General features: G+C 54.3%; 13 protein-coding genes. 9 read left to right on the top strand and 4 right to left on the bottom strand.

Features of this window, described 5'->3' with window-relative positions; all coding sequences use genetic code 11:
* The first annotated feature begins 209 nt into the window (after nt 1-209).
* The gene (locus HF984_RS02700; RefSeq protein ID WP_168614149.1) at nt 210-2399 is read left to right on the top strand and encodes a glucose PTS transporter subunit IIA; all 2190 of its coding nucleotides are present in this window, start codon (nt 210-212) and stop codon (nt 2397-2399) included.
* A 94-nt stretch (nt 2400-2493) separates the two neighbouring features.
* Here HF984_RS02700 and HF984_RS02695 read toward each other — a convergent pair whose 3' ends face one another.
* From HF984_RS02695 to HF984_RS02685, 3 genes are all read right to left on the bottom strand, one after another.
* A complete protein-coding gene (locus HF984_RS02695) occupies nt 2494-3420 on the bottom strand; it encodes a type IV toxin-antitoxin system AbiEi family antitoxin domain-containing protein (RefSeq protein WP_168614148.1) in 927 nt (308 codons plus the stop codon).
* Between the two features lie 259 nt (nt 3421-3679).
* Nucleotides 3680-4150 carry a GNAT family N-acetyltransferase gene (locus HF984_RS02690; RefSeq protein WP_168614147.1) on the bottom strand — a complete coding sequence of 157 codons (471 nt, stop codon included), beginning with the start codon at nt 4148-4150 and terminating at the stop codon, nt 3680-3682.
* Nucleotides 4151-4621 (bottom strand): GNAT family N-acetyltransferase, encoded by a 471-nt coding sequence (locus HF984_RS02685; RefSeq protein WP_168614146.1) that lies wholly within the window; start codon nt 4619-4621, stop codon nt 4151-4153. It lies immediately after the preceding gene.
* Nucleotides 4622-4948: 327 nt separating this feature from the next.
* On the opposite strand from HF984_RS02685, the gene HF984_RS02680 reads away from it, so the two are divergent.
* The 3 genes from HF984_RS02680 to HF984_RS02670 all read left to right on the top strand — a co-directional run bounded on the left by HF984_RS02680 (nt 4949) and on the right by HF984_RS02670 (nt 9534).
* Nucleotides 4949-6709 carry an ABC transporter family substrate-binding protein gene (locus HF984_RS02680; RefSeq protein ID WP_168614145.1) on the top strand — a complete coding sequence of 587 codons (1761 nt, stop codon included), beginning with the start codon at nt 4949-4951 and terminating at the stop codon, nt 6707-6709.
* 132 nt (nt 6710-6841) lie between these two features.
* Complete coding sequence (locus HF984_RS02675) at nt 6842-8374, top strand: ABC transporter permease (RefSeq protein ID WP_168614144.1); 1533 nt, start codon at nt 6842-6844, stop codon at nt 8372-8374.
* Entirely contained in the window at nt 8374-9534 is a 1161-nt protein-coding gene (locus tag HF984_RS02670; protein ID WP_168614143.1) for an ABC transporter permease, read from the top strand. Before HF984_RS02675 ends, HF984_RS02670 begins: the two co-directional genes overlap by 1 nt.
* 81 nt (nt 9535-9615) lie before the next feature.
* Here the strand turns inward: HF984_RS02670 and HF984_RS02665 are convergent, their stop codons facing one another.
* Nucleotides 9616-10236: a hypothetical protein gene (locus HF984_RS02665; RefSeq protein ID WP_168614142.1), complete on the bottom strand. Its 621-nt coding sequence runs from the start codon at nt 10234-10236 to the stop codon at nt 9616-9618.
* Nucleotides 10237-10330: 94 nt separating this feature from the next.
* On the opposite strand from HF984_RS02665, the gene HF984_RS02660 reads away from it, so the two are divergent.
* The 5 genes from HF984_RS02660 to HF984_RS02640 all read left to right on the top strand — a co-directional run bounded on the left by HF984_RS02660 (nt 10331) and on the right by HF984_RS02640 (nt 15912).
* Nucleotides 10331-12103, top strand: coding sequence for an ABC transporter ATP-binding protein (locus HF984_RS02660; RefSeq protein ID WP_168614141.1), 1773 nt, complete (start codon nt 10331-10333; stop codon nt 12101-12103).
* Nucleotides 12104-12400: 297 nt separating this feature from the next.
* Nucleotides 12401-13171, top strand: a complete 771-nt coding sequence (locus HF984_RS02655) for an ABC transporter ATP-binding protein (protein WP_210729532.1) — start codon at nt 12401-12403, stop codon at nt 13169-13171.
* A 14-nt stretch (nt 13172-13185) separates the two neighbouring features.
* Nucleotides 13186-13929 carry an ABC transporter permease gene (locus tag HF984_RS02650; RefSeq protein ID WP_281727775.1) on the top strand — a complete coding sequence of 248 codons (744 nt, stop codon included), beginning with the start codon at nt 13186-13188 and terminating at the stop codon, nt 13927-13929.
* Nucleotides 13930-14709, top strand: a complete 780-nt coding sequence (locus HF984_RS02645) for an ABC transporter permease (RefSeq protein ID WP_168614139.1) — start codon at nt 13930-13932, stop codon at nt 14707-14709.
* Nucleotides 14710-14844: 135 nt separating this feature from the next.
* Nucleotides 14845-15912 carry a glutathione S-transferase family protein gene (locus HF984_RS02640; RefSeq protein ID WP_168614138.1) on the top strand — a complete coding sequence of 356 codons (1068 nt, stop codon included), beginning with the start codon at nt 14845-14847 and terminating at the stop codon, nt 15910-15912.
* Nucleotides 15913-16027: the final 115 nt, after the last annotated feature.

The following is a 16027-nucleotide window of genomic DNA, read 5'->3' as shown; positions in this document are numbered from 1 at the left end:
TTACTCATTTCATCTGAACGTAGCTCGTGCACGGCGCAGAAATGCACCTACACGCATCGTTCACTTTTCGCAGGCTAGGACTCTATGCTCCTCGCCATTAGTCCTGGACTAACCGCATCCGCACAGATGCGCACGCGAAAATGGAAGTAAGTAACTCGGGTCTTTTTGCGTTTTCAGGGCACTTTCATCACTAGCAAGGAGCTCAAACGGTGAATAACTCCGAAATGGGCAAGAAAATTCTTGAGGGTCTTGGTGGCCCCGAGAATATTTCTCACTTCACGCACTGCGCAACCCGCCTGCGCGTGACTCCTAAGTCAAAGGCTGCCATCGACAAGAAGGCAATCGAAAACGTACCCGGCGTGCTCTCAATCATCGAGCAGTCAGGCCAGACCCAGGTTGTTCTGGGCGACAAAGTTGAGGCTGTTTACAACGAGATGCAGAAGCTTCCCGGCGTTTCAGGCGTTGGCGAAGGCTCAGTAGCAGCAGGTAACGAAGTTGCTGACCCCAACGAGAAGAAGGCTAACTGGATTACCCGTACCTTCGACGTCCTCTCAGACTCATTCCGCCCTGTCCTGTGGGCACTGCTCGGCTCATCGATGATCTTGACCCTCATCGTTTTGCTGCAGCAGCTCGGTGTTTTCGGCACCTACACCAACTTCGCTGGCGAAGTTGTTAACAAGGACCTCGTCAACGGCCCTAAGCTCGGCGATGCAGCGCTGAACGCTGACATGCTGAACTCATGGCGTACCGAGTACACTTTCTGGTTCTTGATCCTGGCAGCGTCACTGTCAGTTCTGAACTTCATGCCCATCATGATTGGTGCCACCGCTGCTAAGCGCCTGGGCGCGAACATGTGGGTTGGTGCAGCTATCCCCGCAGCACTCATGACGGACGCTTTCCGCGGCCTGTCAGAGATTCTGCCCGAGGGCGCTAACCACCTAGACCTGTTCCACATCGGTGGCTGGGCTGTTCCGCTCTACCTCTTCTCATACACCGGCCAGATCTTCCCTCCGCTGTTCGCTGCTGCTCTGCTTGCTCCACTTGAGCGCTTCCTGAAGAAGATCATCCCCACCATGCTTCACATGGTGTTTGTGCCGATGATTTCAATCCTGATTCTCGTTCCCTTGACCGCACTGGTTATCGGCCCCTTCGGCATCCTCTTGGGCCAGGGCATCTCAGACCTCTTCGGCTGGTTGAACGACATCGCTCCGTGGCTCGTTGGTGCAGTTATCGCTGGTACCTACCTGTTCATGGTTCCCCTGGGTCTGCACTGGCCTTTGAACGCTGTCATGATTAACAACCTGCAGACCAACGGCTTCGACTTCATCCAGTCACCCATGGCTGCTTACAACTTTGCAGTCTTCGGCCTGGTAACCGGTGTTGCTATCCGTGCAAAGCACGATAAGGAACTGCGTCAGACCGCAACCGGTGCGGCTGTTTCCGGTCTTCTCGGTGGTATTTCTGAGCCCTCACTCTACGGTGTTGTTCTGCGCTACAAGCGTGTCTTCCCGCTGATTCTCGTTCCCGCTGTTATCGGCGGTGCTTTGATTTCAGCACTCGGTGTTAGGTCATACGCATTCGCGTTCACCTCACTGCTTTCAATCCCCGCGATGCAGCCCATTCCGCTGTTCGTTATCGGTTTGGCTGTTGCATTCTTCGGTGCAATGGCTGGCGTTCTGATCTTCGGCTACGAGTCAAAGGCTCAGGCTGCTGAATCACGTGCAAAGCGCGACAACGCTCCCGCAATTGATGCAGAGGGTGGCGAAGCTGCCGTTGTTGACACCGTTGAATCAGGAGCTCCCGTAGCTCATGAGTCAGAGGTTCTTCACTCAGGTGCTCGCACCGCACCCGCTGGCACTGCGGCAGCAGCTGGTGCTACCGCATCATCCGCTTCAGCTACCGCCGCACCCGTGGCTACCTCACCTGACTCCTACGAGGCAGGCACCGTTTTGGCTATTGCATCCCCCATTGTTGGACGCGCTATCCCGCTGTCTGAGGTTCCCGACCCCATCTTCGCTGCTGCGAAGCTCGGTAAGGGTGCTGCGATTGAGCCCACCGGCAACACCGTTGTGGCTCCTGCTGACGGCAAGGTTATTGCAACCCCCGCATCCGGCCACGCAGTTGGTCTGAAGCTGGATAACGGTGCTGAGCTGTTGATCCACGTTGGTATTGACACCGTAAACCTCGGCGGCGAAGGCTTCGACGTGAAGGTGAAGAAGGGCGAGCGCGTTACCGCTGGTCAGACCCTGCTGACTTTTGATCATGACGTCATCAAGAAGGCGGGCTACCCGCTGACCACTCCGGTTCTCGTGACTAACACCGTCAAGTTCGACGATGTTGAGGGCGCAACCGGCGACGTCACCCAGTCGGATAAAATCCTGAAGATTACTACCAAGTAGTTCTCCACCTTCCGCGAGAGTAGATGCGCGAGAGGGGAGGGATGGACCGTTTTTTCGCCAAAAATGGTCCGTCCCTCCCCTCTCGCGCATCTAATTAACTTTTAGCTTTGAGGACGCGGCGAACAATCGATACGGCTCTCGGCATCCAGTCTTGAGCGTCCGCATCAAAAACCTCTTCGTAAAGATCAGTTGCCATAATTCGAATTTCAGTCCATCCTGCATCTTCGGTACGACGTTCTCTGCGGATATCACGACGAACTTGAAGCTGTTCCGAGTGGCGTTCCCCTTCATACTGGATACTTGTTTTTGTGCGTTCGTCCGCTAAGTCTGACTGAAATAGCAACTCTCCGTCTTCTGAATAAACGGGATGGTTCAGAAGAAGTCCGTGTATTCCGTGGTCATCGAGCAACAGGCGAAGAAGCGTTTCTTGCGCGGAATCCGAACCTACCCGTGCCCGCTCTAGACAGAGCTTCAGTTTCTTGACGCCGCGCTCTCCGGGATGCTTAAGACAGAGACCCCGAATTTTTTCGATGCTAGTTTGCGCTTCGAAACAGTAATATCCATGGGCATGAGAATTAATAGCTCCGTCTACTACTTGGATAAGCTGATAGGGTGTCAGATACTGCGCTAAATCAAAAATGGTACGTTCGACAGTCGTAATGTAGGCAGAGCCAAATGGTTGAGTTTCATCGTCAAGAAGCTTTTTCGTTCGATAACCGACAACTCCCTGTCTCTTGGTAGACCATTTGCCATGAGTTTTTAGCACTGAGATTTCGTGCTTCTTCTCAAGGTAGTTAGGTATTCGTAGGCCATGCACTTTTGCCGCTGTGTGGTGGGAAATTACGATGTCTTCGGTAAGCTCGCAAATCTTTTCAGCGATGAGTGCAACATCGGGGTTACCGACAAATCTTAACCCCTGTGAGTGCTGATTGATGTTGTTATTTCTTTTAAGTACGCGTCGAGAGACTCCATGCTGAGCAGCCTCTTGAGTCGTGAAAACTGAAGGATAGGTGCGGTTCATGTCTTTCAGTCTGTATTATTTCATGTGCGTTTAGGGCAAATTCTTAAATCTGTGGATAACTTTCGCTTTTTCTTCCGCGAGAGGGGAGGGATGGACCGTTTTTTTGCCAAAAACGGTCCATCCCTCCCCTCTCGCGCATCTATAAGTCTGCTTTTATAAGTAGGCTGACGGCGGCCTCCGCGTGAAAGCCCTCTAGTCGCTAACTTTCACCTCCTCACTCGCTCGGAAAATCAGCGCCCGGCCCCCTCGCGGCTAATGGTTAAAGCTTCAGTTCCATATCCACGTGCGGGATGTCGTCCTCCAAGTACACCTCGGAGACCCTCTCAAATCCGTGCTTGCCGTAGTAGGTTTCTGCTAGGTGCTCCTGGGCTGAAATAAAAATAGTGTGGACATGCGGCATCGTTGTGCGCACATGCTCAATTCCGGCAGCCACCAGCTGGTGCCCCATGCCTTTGCCACGCGCCTTCGGTCCGGTGATAATTCGACCCAAGGATGCGACGCCCTCCCGACGCGGGGAGTGGTGGTCATCAACAGTACCTCTGTCAAAGACGCGCAGGTAAGCATCAATCTCACCGTTATTCATCACGAACATATGCTGGCAACGAGGGTCCAACCCATCGATGTCTTGGTAAGGGCAGTTCTGTTCCACCACAAAAACCGCGACGCGTTGAGCGCAGATGGCGTACAGCTCGGTGTTGGTGAGTTCATCAAAGTTTTTGATGGTAAACATTTAGAGCTCCAGAATCATTTTGACGTGGGGTAGCCCTGCCTCGCGGAATTCTTCACCTACTTGCACGAACCCTACTGGCGCGTAGTAACTATCGCGCAGGTATGCCTGTGCATCAATAATAATCTTGGTTGCTTCAGTTTCATCGCGAACCCACTGAATAGCAGCGTCGAGGAGCTTGCGTCCCATGCCTTGTCCTCGCAGGGTTTTGAGAACGGCGACGCGAGACAGGGCGTAGGCGCCGGACACCTGTTCGTAGTGGTCGTCTTCAATTTTTTCAAGATCGATCAGACGCATATAGGCTACAACTTCGCCGGCATCATTCTGTGAAAAGAAGTGCACAGCTTGGCGGTCAGCGAGGTCCGGTTCTTGAACGGTGAGTTGCTGGCCGACGGTAAACACCTTTGACCGCGCAATGTAGATAGCGTTGAGCTCTTCAACGGTTAAGTCTGAGAATTTTTTAGCGGTGAACATGAAGCCTCACATTACTATGACGTCTCTAAGCGTTAATTTATCCCATTAAGTGAGGACACCGCCGGGCGTCTCAACCTCGAGCGTGCACTATATTTTCCACCTGTCGCGGCGCATCCTCAATTCGAGATGCCACCATGTGAAATCGTGGGCAATAAATCCGCAACATAGAAATAAAACGAAAAAAAGTCATTCTGGTTACCCGTTTTCAGCATCTTTGGTCTACTATAAGACCAATAAGTGTTGCCAGTCACATTAAGTGACTGTCTCGCCTGTATGCACTACAAGTGCACCACCGCATTTCCTTTTCACTTTCAAGGAGACCATCGAATGGCTAAGTCACGCATCTCCAGCATTTTGAGCCTCACCGCTATCGCTGCTTTGGGTTTGACCGCTTGTGCATCAAACGGTTCATCAAACAACTCATCGGGCTCATCAGACAACAAAGACAAGTCAGTGTCTGTTGCTCTGACCAACGTTTTCTCATCGCTCAACACTGATACCGCTAGTGGCAACTCAGATACCAACGGTATTATTGCTCAGCTGACTACCCGTGGCTTCTACACCATTACCGACACTTTCGATGTTCGCCACAATGACTGGTTCGGTTCATACAACATGACCGAAGACGGCGACGGCATCAAGGTTGATTACAAGGTCAACGAAGGCCAGAAGTGGTCTGATGGCAACGATATCGACAAGGCTGATCTTCTTCTCGCATGGGCTGCAGAGTCCGGTTACTTCAATGGCGAAGGCGAGAACGGCGTTAGCTACTTTGACTTTGCAGGCGAGACCCAGGGTCTTGGCCAGGCTGGCAAGCCCACTCTGGGCGAAGACGGTCGCTCTATCACCTTCAATTACCCCCAGCAGTTTGCTGACTGGGAGATTGCCTACAACATCTCAGTACCTGCTCATGTTGTAGCACAGCAGGCAGGCATGGACGAAGCCAAGCTCGCTGAAACACTTGAGAATGCTGAGCCCGGCAAGGAAAACTCAGACCTACGCAAGATTGCGGACGCGTGGAACACCGGTTTTGATACCACTACTAAGCCCAGCGATGAGTCACTGCTCGTAGGTAACGGCCCCTACAAGGTCACCGACATCGTTGAAAACCAGTCAGTTACCCTGACTGCCAACGAAAACTACCAGGGCGATAACAAGCCCAAGGTCAACGAAATCGTTTTCAAGACCATGGCTGACCCTTCAGCGCAGGTTCAGGCAATTCAGAACGGTGACGTTGACATGGTTGCGCCTCAGGCATCCATCGACACCGTTTCACAGTTGCAGGGTGTTGACGGTGTTACCACCAAGACCCAGCCCGACCAGTCTTACGATCACGTTGACCTCAACATGGTTGAAGGTAGCCCCTTCGCTGACGAGAACGTTCGTAAAGCATTCTTGCTGACTATTCCCCGTCAGGACATCGTCAATAAGCTCATCAAGCCTATGGAATCTGATGCTTCAGTTCTGAACTCACAGCTCTACGTTTTATCAGACAAGGAAAACTACGACAAGAGCGTTGAGAACAACACCTCATCTGAGTACCCCTCAGACAACATGGATGAGAACATCTCGAAGGCAAAAGAGCTGCTCGGCGGTAAGACCCCGACCGTTCGCATCCTCTACAACAACAAGAACGCAAACCGCGTGAACTCCTACCAGATGATTAAGGAATCAGCTGAGAAGGCAGGTTTCAAGGTCGAAGACAAGGGTACCGAGGATTGGTCAGAGCAGCTTCCCACCGGTAAGGACGGCGCATACGACGCATCTATCTTCGGCTGGGTTTCATCAGGTGTTGGCAACTCAGCCCTGGGTCAGATTTTCAAGACCGGCGCTTCCTCTAACTTCACCAGCTACTCCAACGCAACTGTTGATGCAGCAGCAGATGACATTATGAAGACCACTGACCAGAGCAAGATTGAACAGCTCAAGCAGTCAGCTGACGCAGAGCTCTTCAAGGACGCTTACGGTCTGCCCCTCTTCCAGTCCGTAGCAGTCGCTTCTTACAATGATGCGATTACCGGTGTAAAGCCCAAGCCGGGTCAGCAGCCTCTAACCTGGAACGCTGAAGAATGGGATATCGCTAGCTAATCGCGATAGGGCACCCAGTCTTTATGCTCACCACTTGAGAAAACGCCATAGCGCGGGTGCAATTGCATCCGCGCTTTGGTTGTGTAGACCTATAACCATAGAACCTCAATTACAACCCTTACGGATTCCACCATGTTCATGTACGTAGCGAGGAGACTGCTCACGGCAGTGTTCATCCTCTTTGGTGCATCATTTTTGATCTACCTTCTGACAGCCGCGTCGGGCGACCCCCTCGCGGAACTCCGCACCCTACAAAGTGCAAATAAAGAAGCCTTAATCCAGCAGCGCATTGATGCTCTGAATCTTGATACCCCCGCTCCCCTGCGCTACTTTATATGGCTCGGCGGCGTGCTGGGATGCTTCACGGGCAAGTGCGACTTTGGCTCAAACCTTGCAGGCACTCCCGTCACCCAGTTGCTGTCAAACGCTATCTACCAGACCCTGATTCTGGTAGTTGCGGCAACCATTCTGTCGATTCTGATTGGTGTGAGCCTCGGTATCATCTCAGCTCTTCGCCAGTACTCAGGCTTGGACTACACCGTAACCTTTGCAAGCTTCCTCTTCTTCTCACTGCCTTCCTTCTGGATTGCGGTCCTACTCAAGGAATTCTTGGCAATCGGCTTCAACGACTTCTTGAAGAACCCGCAGGTCACCATCCCAACAACGCTGTTGATTTCACTGGTGGCTGGCCTTTTCTGGTACGCAGCCTCCTACGGCAAGCAGAAGACCCGCATCCTGCTAGCTGTTTTCGGTTTTGTGCTCACCGCAGGTCTGATTATCTTCGTCTCAGCTACCGAGTGGCTGCTCAACCCCTTCTTGGGTATTCCCTTCATGCTGGTTCTCGGCGTTCTTGCAGCGGTTGTCTTCACCATTTTGGTGTCCGGTCTTCGTAACCGCCGCGCACTCATTGCAGGTTTGGCAATGGTAGTAGTTGGTTTGATCGTCTACTTCCCCATTCAGAACCTTCTCGACCAGGCAACCTTCTTGATGATCGTCATCATCTCCGTTGTCTTCATCGTTCTCGGTATCATTGCAGGTCTGCTCGCAGGCGGCTACGACAAGGGTCAGGGCGCACGCGTTGGTGCACTCACCGGCTTCGTCATGGCACTGCTGATCTTCGCAGACCGCTTCATGCAGTCATGGGGTGACTACATCACCAACCCCCGTATTAAGGGCCGTCCGATCCCGACCGCAAACGCATCCACCCCTAACCTCAACGGGGACTTCTGGATCAGCGGTTTGGACACCTTCACCCACATCCTTCTGCCCACCATTGCTCTGACCTTGATTTCGCTGGCTAGCTACTCACGCTACTCACGCGCGTCCATGCTCGAAATCATGAACCAGGACTACATTCGCACCGCACGCGCAAAGGGTGTTTCAGAACGCGCAGTCGTCATGAAGCACGCCTTCCGCAACGCTTTGATTCCGCTGGCAACCATCATCGCGATGGACTTCGGCGCAATCATCGGTGGTGCAGCAATTACCGAACGTATCTTCTCCTTCAAGGGCATGGGTTCACTCTTCCTGGACTCACTAGCGCACACAGACCCCAACCCCGTGATGGGCGTCTTCCTCGTCACCGGTATTATGGCGCTGGTCTTCAACCTCATTGCAGACCTGCTCTACTCCGTCCTTGATCCGCGCGTTAGGGTGAAAGCATAATGAGCACCAACGAAAACAAGACCTCGGGTAGCACCAAAGCGCCCACCACAGAAACCACCGCTCTGCGCTCCGTCGAAACCAACGTTGATAACCGTAACCAGGAATCAGCGGGTAAAACTCAGGGCCAGATTGTTCGTAAGCGCTTTGTGCAGAACACCGGTGCAATTATCTCGCTGGCAATTATTGTCTTCATCTTCTTGCTGGCAATGACCGCTATGGGCGTTGGCCCCATTCCCGGCTGGTGGAAGTACGACCACACCGAAATGCAGCAAATGGTCAACGGCGGCGCGCCTTCCGGTGAACACTGGTTCGGTCAGGACGCAACCGGTCGCGACCTCTTTGCAATGACCATGCGCGGTGTGCAAAACACCTTCTTAGTGGTTATCCTCATCAGCGGCATCGCAGGCTTCCTCGGTGTTCTCTTCGGTGGTCTGGCGGGTTACTTCCGCGGCTGGGTAGAGACCATCATCATGCGCTTTACCGACATCATCATCATTATTCCTCTGATGCTGCTCACCGCTGTGCTCGGTAAGATCGCCGGTAACTACTTCCACGGCACCTGGAGCATCATTGCTCTCGGTGTGGTTGTTGGTTTGCTCTTCTGGAGCTCACTGGCTCGTCTGGTTCGTGCAGAGTTCTTGACCCTGCGTGAACGTGAGTTCGTGGACGCTGCCCGCCTGGCTGGCGCGTCAGATATGCGCATCATTTTCAAGCACATTCTGCCTAACGCTATCGGCGTTGTGACCGTGAACGTCTCGCTCATGATGTCATCAGCAATTCTGACCGAGACTGCGCTGAGCTACCTCGGCTTCGGTGTGAAGGCTCCCGACTGGTCACTGGGTTCTTTGATCTCAGCTAACCAGACCGCGTTCTCAACCCGCCCCTGGCTCTTCTGGTTCCCGGGCCTGTTCATCCTCGTGCTCTCACTGTGCGTGAACTTCGTCGGTGACGGTCTGCGCGACGCATTCGACCCCCGCCAGAAGAAGTTCAACCCGCGTAAGGCTAAGGAGCGCACCGCTCACTCAGCTGAAAACGGTCTGGGCATCGAAGGTCTTGCAGTAGCAGCCCCCGGTGAGGCAACCGTCAACCGCGGCAAGGTCGTTGAAGACGGCGAAGACGGCCAGGTTCCCTGGTCTGATATCACCGTTACCAAGCGCTAAAGAACAAGCGGTGGACGCCCGCCCCGCTACACACAGGAGCAAGCGTCCACCGCCTCTTGAAAACTTTATAGAGATAACGAACTAGAGAAATACACTCACCGCAGCGGCAAATGCTAAAAGCGCAAAGATGACGCCGCCTTTGACATCGAAGGTTGATTCTTCAATCCCGGGGAAGGTGCTCAGAGCTTCATCCTCAACGATTTCTTGCCAGTAGCCGCGAGCCACCATGGCAGCACTACCGGAGAATCCCGTGGGGAGATCAGAAGTACGAACCGAGCCATGACCGCCGTAAGTGATAGATGGCAGATTGGTAATTTCTTCCTCGCGAGTATGTAACCCAGCACGCATACCGGTAGAAGGCACAGCAAATGCTTGATACTTCTTACGAGCGGTCACCAAGGTCAAGTTGAATTTGGTCGAGATATCAATCAGGTTGGGGTAACCCACGCGGTGAGAAACAAAAGGGTTCTTGATGCAGAGTTCATCGCGGTCAACCTCAAACGAAGGATAGCCCAGCAGATACCACACTCCGTAGGCTAAAAAGAACCACGGCCAGCACTTAGCAACCATCCCATACACACCGTAAACGTACAAAGTTGCCGCAACCAAAACGACAGCAATAACAACAGCAACAACGGTGTAGAAGACAGCGGTCTTAGGGCGAAAACGCACCGGCGGGTTCTGAAGATACTGGGATTTCATAGTTCTAAATTCTCTCAAAGATTCAAGCGCAAACAACCAACATACGAGCAACGCTCCCAAGAATTGATACACAAATAAGAGTGGGGATACCCAAGTGACTACTCAAACAGCTAGCGTACGAGCAGACCGTGCAGAAGCAGCACAGCCCGTCCTCGAAGTACGCAACCTCAGCGTCGACTTTGGCGTCGACCGTAAATGGGTTCCGGCAGCAACCAACCTGAACTACACCGTCCACGCCGGTGAAGTTCTGGCAATCGTGGGTGAATCTGGCTCAGGTAAGTCGGTTTCATCCATGGGTATGATCGGCCTTCTGCCCAAGAACGCCCGCGTCTCAGGCTCCGTTAAGCTCAACGGACGCGAGCTCATTGGCTTGAGCAACTCAGCGCTTCTTGGCGTTCGTGGCGATGACATTGCAGTCATCTTCCAGGAACCCATGACCGCGATGAACCCGGTAATGACTGTGGGCGATCAGATTGTGGAGACCCTGCGTCTGCACAAGGACATCTCGCCTGCGCAGGGTAAAGAAGAAGCCATCAAGATGCTGGAACTGGTTGAAATGCCGGATCCCATCAAGGCATTCAACTCATACCCGCACCAGATGTCAGGTGGTCAGCGCCAGCGCGCCATGATTGCGCAGTCGCTCTCAACCGACCCCAAGCTGCTGATTGCTGATGAGCCCACCACCGCGCTCGACGTGACCGTTCAGGCTGAAATCCTTGAACTCATGCGTAACCTGCAGAAGAAGCTCAACTCAGCAATTATTCTCATCACCCACGACATGGGTGTTGTTGCTGACCTCGCAGACCGCGTTGCTGTGATGCGCCGCGGTGAAATTGTTGAAACCGGCGACGCTGAGCATATCTTCAACAACCCGCAGCATGACTACACCAAGGCGCTGCTCGGTTCAGTGCTCAATCTGGGTGGCGGCGAGATCGACGTCAACGCGGCTATCGACGATGCAGCCGAGGGCCAGCGTCCTCCGACAGCTATTATCAACCAGGTCATGCCCCCGCGCGAGTTTGACGGCGACGTTATTCTCTCGCTGAAGGACGTGGCGCTGGAATACCCCAAGCAGGGACGCGTTGGCCCCTTCCGCGCGGTCACCGGCGCAAACCTTGAAATCCGCGCCGGCGAGGTGCTCGGTCTGGTGGGCGAATCCGGCTCCGGTAAGTCAACCATTGGTCGCGCGACCGTTGGCTTCTTGGATGTTGCCGAAGGCGAGTTGAACGTGTGCGGTTACGACATGCGCAAGCCCAACCGCAAGACCCTGGCGGCTGTCCGCAAGGACGTCGGTATGGTGTTCCAGGACCCGTCGTCCTCGCTGAACCCGCGTCTGCCTATCGGTGAGTCCATTGGTGAGCCTATGTTCCTCGCGGGTGAGGCTAAGGGTGCTGAGCTGCAGCGTCGCATCGAGGGCCTGTTGGACCGTGTTGAGCTGCCCCGCTCTTACCGCAACCGCTATCCGCACGAGCTTTCCGGTGGTCAGAAGCAGCGCGTGGGTATTGCACGTGCGCTCTCGCTCAAGCCCAAGCTACTGATTGCCGATGAGCCCACCTCAGCGTTGGACGTCTCCGTTCAGGCTCGCGTGCTCGAGCTCTTCCAGGAACTTCAGGAAGAAATGGGCTTCGCCTGCCTCTTCGTGACTCACGACTTGGCGGTTATCGATGCCCTGGCAGACCGCATCGCCGTGATGCGCCGCGGTGAAATTGTCGAGCAGGGTACGCGTGAACAGATTCTGCGCCACCCCAAGCAGGCATACACCCAGCGTTTGCTGGCTGCGGTTCCGCTGCCCGATCCCAAGGCTCAGGCAGAACGACGCGAGCTACGCGCCAAGTTGCTGGACGAAACCGGTCACGTGGTTTCCTAAGCCCTTTTCTCCCGCGAGGGGTCACTTCACGTTCAAAAATTACGCTTTTTTGAACGATAAGTGACCCCTCTCGGCATTTAAGAGTATGATTCAGATAACATCTTTGTTTTTCTAAGGAATGCCACATGTCAACAACTGTTCGCGCGCACGAGATGCTGAAGGTAACCGCCTAACCCGTCTTAAGACAGTTGATACCTCCTGTCCGTAAATACCGGACTCGTAGGGTTTATTTGTTGTGCCTTCGGCTCCCCTTTCATCACGCATCCTCTGAATTTCTCATGCTTGAAAGGCATAACGTTGGCTTTCCAACCTATTTTTAGCGCGCACAATCTGGTGCGCGATCTGGGCCCGAAGAATTTTCGCGCGGTCAATCACGTCTCTTTTGAGATCAACGCTGGGCAGATTCTCTGCTTTCTCGGGCCAAATGGTGCCGGTAAAACCACCACTATTAACATGTGCTCCACTCTGTTAGCGCCGACGTCCGGCGATATACAGGTAGCCGGTGTGGACGCGGTTGCGCAGCCCCGCGCGGCACGTCAGCACATTGGACTGGTCCTCGGTGGCGATCGAGGTTTCTACTCGCGTGCCACAGCTCGGGATAACCTACTCTTCTTCGCAGATGTCTTGGGCGTCCCCCGTAAGTTCCGCAAGGAACGTGTTGAAGATGCGCTAGAGGCCGTGGCTCTCACCGAACGCGCCGATTCTAAGGTTCAAGATTTTTCGCGCGGTATGAAGCAGCGACTGCACATCGCGCGCGGACTACTCAACGACCCCGCCCTGCTTTTTCTGGACGAGCCGACCAACGGGCTTGATCCAGAACTGGCTCTTGAGGTGCGCAAACTCGTGAAGTCGCTAGCGCAGCTTGGCACGGGCATCCTACTCACCACGCACTATCTGGCAGAAGCTCAGGCACTTGCCGATGACCTTTTGATTATCAATGAGGGCAAGACAGCTTTCCACGGAACGCTACAGGATCTACGGGCGCACAGCTCACTTGCCGACCATGCCACCTTAGAGGACGCCTACTTTGCGCTTCTGGGCGTTGAAACCGAGCAGGAGGGCAAGTAGTGAGGGTTCTTCGTATGCTCGCCTTTCACACACGCTTATTCGCGGGCAATAGTTATTTTGTACAGTTGATGATTACATCGACGGTGACGATTTTACTGATGCAGTATGTGGCGTCGTTTGCATCGCACTCCCCCTCATCGGCCAGTAGCGCCTGGTTGCGCGCTGGACTAGTGGGTACGTGGACGGTCTGCACGGTTGCCGCGGGCCTCATTGGTTTTCAACGGTTTCAGGGCACACTGGTGCACTTGGTATTTACTCCAACGCGTGCCGGTTCTACCCTGCTTCCGCTCGTAGGTTCGGCGTCAGCTTTTGGTCTGTTTGCTTTTCCGCTTGCCGGTCTACTCGCGTGGATTCTGCGGTTACACCCGCAGGTTAGCTGGCAGCTGGTGCCCGCGGTATTCGTTTTCTGGCTCGCATGTTTGAGTATTTCGTGTGCAGTGGCGGCTTTGTTTGTGCTGACGCCCTACGCCATGACGTACGAGGGGTTGCTAGTTGCTCCCTTGATTCTGGTCAGTGGCATTTTCGGTATTCCAGCCTCCATTGAGCACTGGGCAGTGCCGGTGAGCTATCTGCTACCGACGTCCAGCGCAGTGCGTGCCGTGTTGGACGCGGGGTCAACAAGTACGACGGAATCTAGCTTCTGGGGCGCCATTGCTGTCTCGGTAGCGGTGAGCTTAGCGTGGTTTGCACTCAGCACCGTTCTGCTCAAACGCGCCCTGATCAAGGCACATCGCGACGCGTCATTGGAGGTGATGTAAGTGAGTACCTCACGCTACGCAGTTGCGGCGCGGCTTGCTGCAACGCAAACCTTCATCAACGTGCCCACCACTCTCACCACGCTGGTGGCGCTACCTCTGACAGAGTTACTGATGCTGGTAGCTGTGGCATCCGCGATGAACTCGCCTCAGCTAGTCATGACCGCCTACTGCGGTGCGCTAGTAGCTGCTGCAACCGGGGTGATGGCACAGAGTATTGCCTTGGTAACCTACGACCGCAATATTGGTGTGTTGCACGATGTATTGCTCACCCGCTTTTTCAACCCTGTGTTCTGGTTTTCGAAGCTGGCTGTTCCTTGTCTCAACGCAGCGCTGATGGGGTGCGTGATGATCGGCGGTATCTGGTTATTCGCACCGGATTCTTCAGCGAAAATAGCGGGAACAGCACTTGCACTACTCCCCTGTTTTATTCTGGCGGGTGCGCTATTGGGGTTTGCCTGTGCGACACTTTCGGTTGCCCTCAATGACCCTTACCTGATCTCCAACGTGGTGGCAGCTGCACTACCGCTCACGGCCGGGGTGCTCGCGCCTGTTTCTGCCTACCCTGCGTGGCTGGCCGTACTGGTGCAGTGGTTACCTCTCACCCACGGGATAGTAGTTTTCCGTGAGGTCGCAGCCGGGAACGGATTATCCGACGCGGTGCTTCTACATGCCCTCGCCGAGCTGGCAATCTGCTGCATCTGGGCACTTGCGGGGGTACTCGCGTCCTCACGTATTCTGGCGCTGATTCGTAGCGGACGACGTACCGAAGAAATCTGGTAGTTATCCGCTATAGATAGTTGAAGGTCGCATAACATTCGACATCAAGTAATTTTCGGATGTTTGTGCGACCTTCAACCATATAAAATAAAGAGCAATACTTTACTTCGAAAGTATCTCTGGAGTATAGTTACTACCATGACCACTCCCCGCTCCACCCTCGGCTCTTACGTTCACGCGGGCGAAGAATACAGCCGCGACACCAACTACATCGAAGACCGCATCGTGGCAAACCCTGCCGCGCACACAGCGGATAACAACCACGAGTTCTGGCCCGTCGAAGCCGGCAAGTACCGCTTAGTTGCCGCACGCGCCTGCCCCTGGGCAAACCGCACCCTGATTGTGCGACGCTTGCTCGGTCTTGAAGATGCTATCTCCATTGGGCTCCCCGGCCCCACCCACGACGCGCGCTCCTGGACGTTCGATCTCGACGAGGAGGGCAAGGATCCCGTGCTCGGCATTGAGCGCCTGCAGGAAGCCTACTTTAAGCGTTTTCCCGACTATCCGCGCGGCATCACCGTACCCGCGATTGTCGATATCAAATCTGGCGCAGTCATTACCAACAACTTCCCGCAAATCACCGAAGACTTCTCGAAAGAGTGGAAAGAATTCCACCGTGAGGGTGCACCCAACCTCTGGCCTGAGGAACTGGAAGACGAGATGAACCAGGTCATGAAGCGCGTTTACACCGAGATTAATAACGGCGTTTACCGCTGCGGTTTCGCGGGCTCACAAGAAGCATACGATGCGGCGTTTGAACGCCTATGGACTACACTTGACTGGGTTGAAGAACGCCTGGCCACCCGCCGCTACCTCATGGGCGATCACATCACCGAAGCCGACGTTCGCCTCTTTACCACCCTGGTTCGCTTTGACGCGGTCTACTACGGCCACTTCAAGTGCGGACGCCAGACCATCGCATCCATGCCCAATCTGTGGGGGTACGCACGCGACCTCTTCCAGACTCCCGGCTTTGGTGACACCGTAGACTTCCAGCAAATCAAGGAACACTACTACATCGTTCACGAGGACATTAATCCCACCGGCATTGTTCCTGTAGGCCCTGACCTTTCGGGATGGCTGAGCGAGCACGGACGCGAAAAGCTGGGCGGCTCGCCCTTTGACGCGGATGCCGGTGCCACCGCACCCGGCGAGGTTCGCGCGTCCGAACGTGTGCAGGCCGGACATAACCCGATGTATGCGTAAGCTTTAGCTTTTAACCGCGAGAGGAGCTAGGGAAGAATTTTCCGAGCGAGGAAATAAAAATTCTTTCCTAGATAGAACGTGAGAGGGGAGGGATGTACCGGTTTTAGCTAAAAAC

It is taken from the genome of Rothia terrae (assembly GCF_012396615.1).
Lineage (GTDB): Bacteria > Actinomycetota > Actinomycetes > Actinomycetales > Micrococcaceae > Rothia > Rothia terrae.
The sequence above is the reverse complement of the archived record's forward strand: the minus strand, read 5'-3'. Positions and strand labels throughout refer to the sequence as shown.

What these genes read in the sequence shown, in the direction of transcription:
- HF984_RS02640 (WP_168614138.1), top strand. Translation starts at nt 14,845, where the DNA reads ATGACCACTCCCCGCTCCACCCTCGGCTCTTACGTTCACGCGGGCGAA.
- HF984_RS02680 (WP_168614145.1), top strand. Translation starts at nt 4,949, where the DNA reads ATGGCTAAGTCACGCATCTCCAGCATTTTGAGCCTCACCGCTATCGCT.
- HF984_RS02675 (WP_168614144.1), top strand. Translation starts at nt 6,842, where the DNA reads ATGTTCATGTACGTAGCGAGGAGACTGCTCACGGCAGTGTTCATCCTC.
- HF984_RS02665 (WP_168614142.1), bottom strand. Translation starts at nt 10,236, where the DNA reads ATGAAATCCCAGTATCTTCAGAACCCGCCGGTGCGTTTTCGCCCTAAG.
- HF984_RS02670 (WP_168614143.1), top strand. Translation starts at nt 8,374, where the DNA reads ATGAGCACCAACGAAAACAAGACCTCGGGTAGCACCAAAGCGCCCACC.
- HF984_RS02650 (WP_281727775.1), top strand. Translation starts at nt 13,186, where the DNA reads ATGCTCGCCTTTCACACACGCTTATTCGCGGGCAATAGTTATTTTGTA.
- HF984_RS02685 (WP_168614146.1), bottom strand. Translation starts at nt 4,621, where the DNA reads ATGTTCACCGCTAAAAAATTCTCAGACTTAACCGTTGAAGAGCTCAAC.
- HF984_RS02695 (WP_168614148.1), bottom strand. Translation starts at nt 3,420, where the DNA reads ATGAACCGCACCTATCCTTCAGTTTTCACGACTCAAGAGGCTGCTCAG.
- HF984_RS02690 (WP_168614147.1), bottom strand. Translation starts at nt 4,150, where the DNA reads ATGTTTACCATCAAAAACTTTGATGAACTCACCAACACCGAGCTGTAC.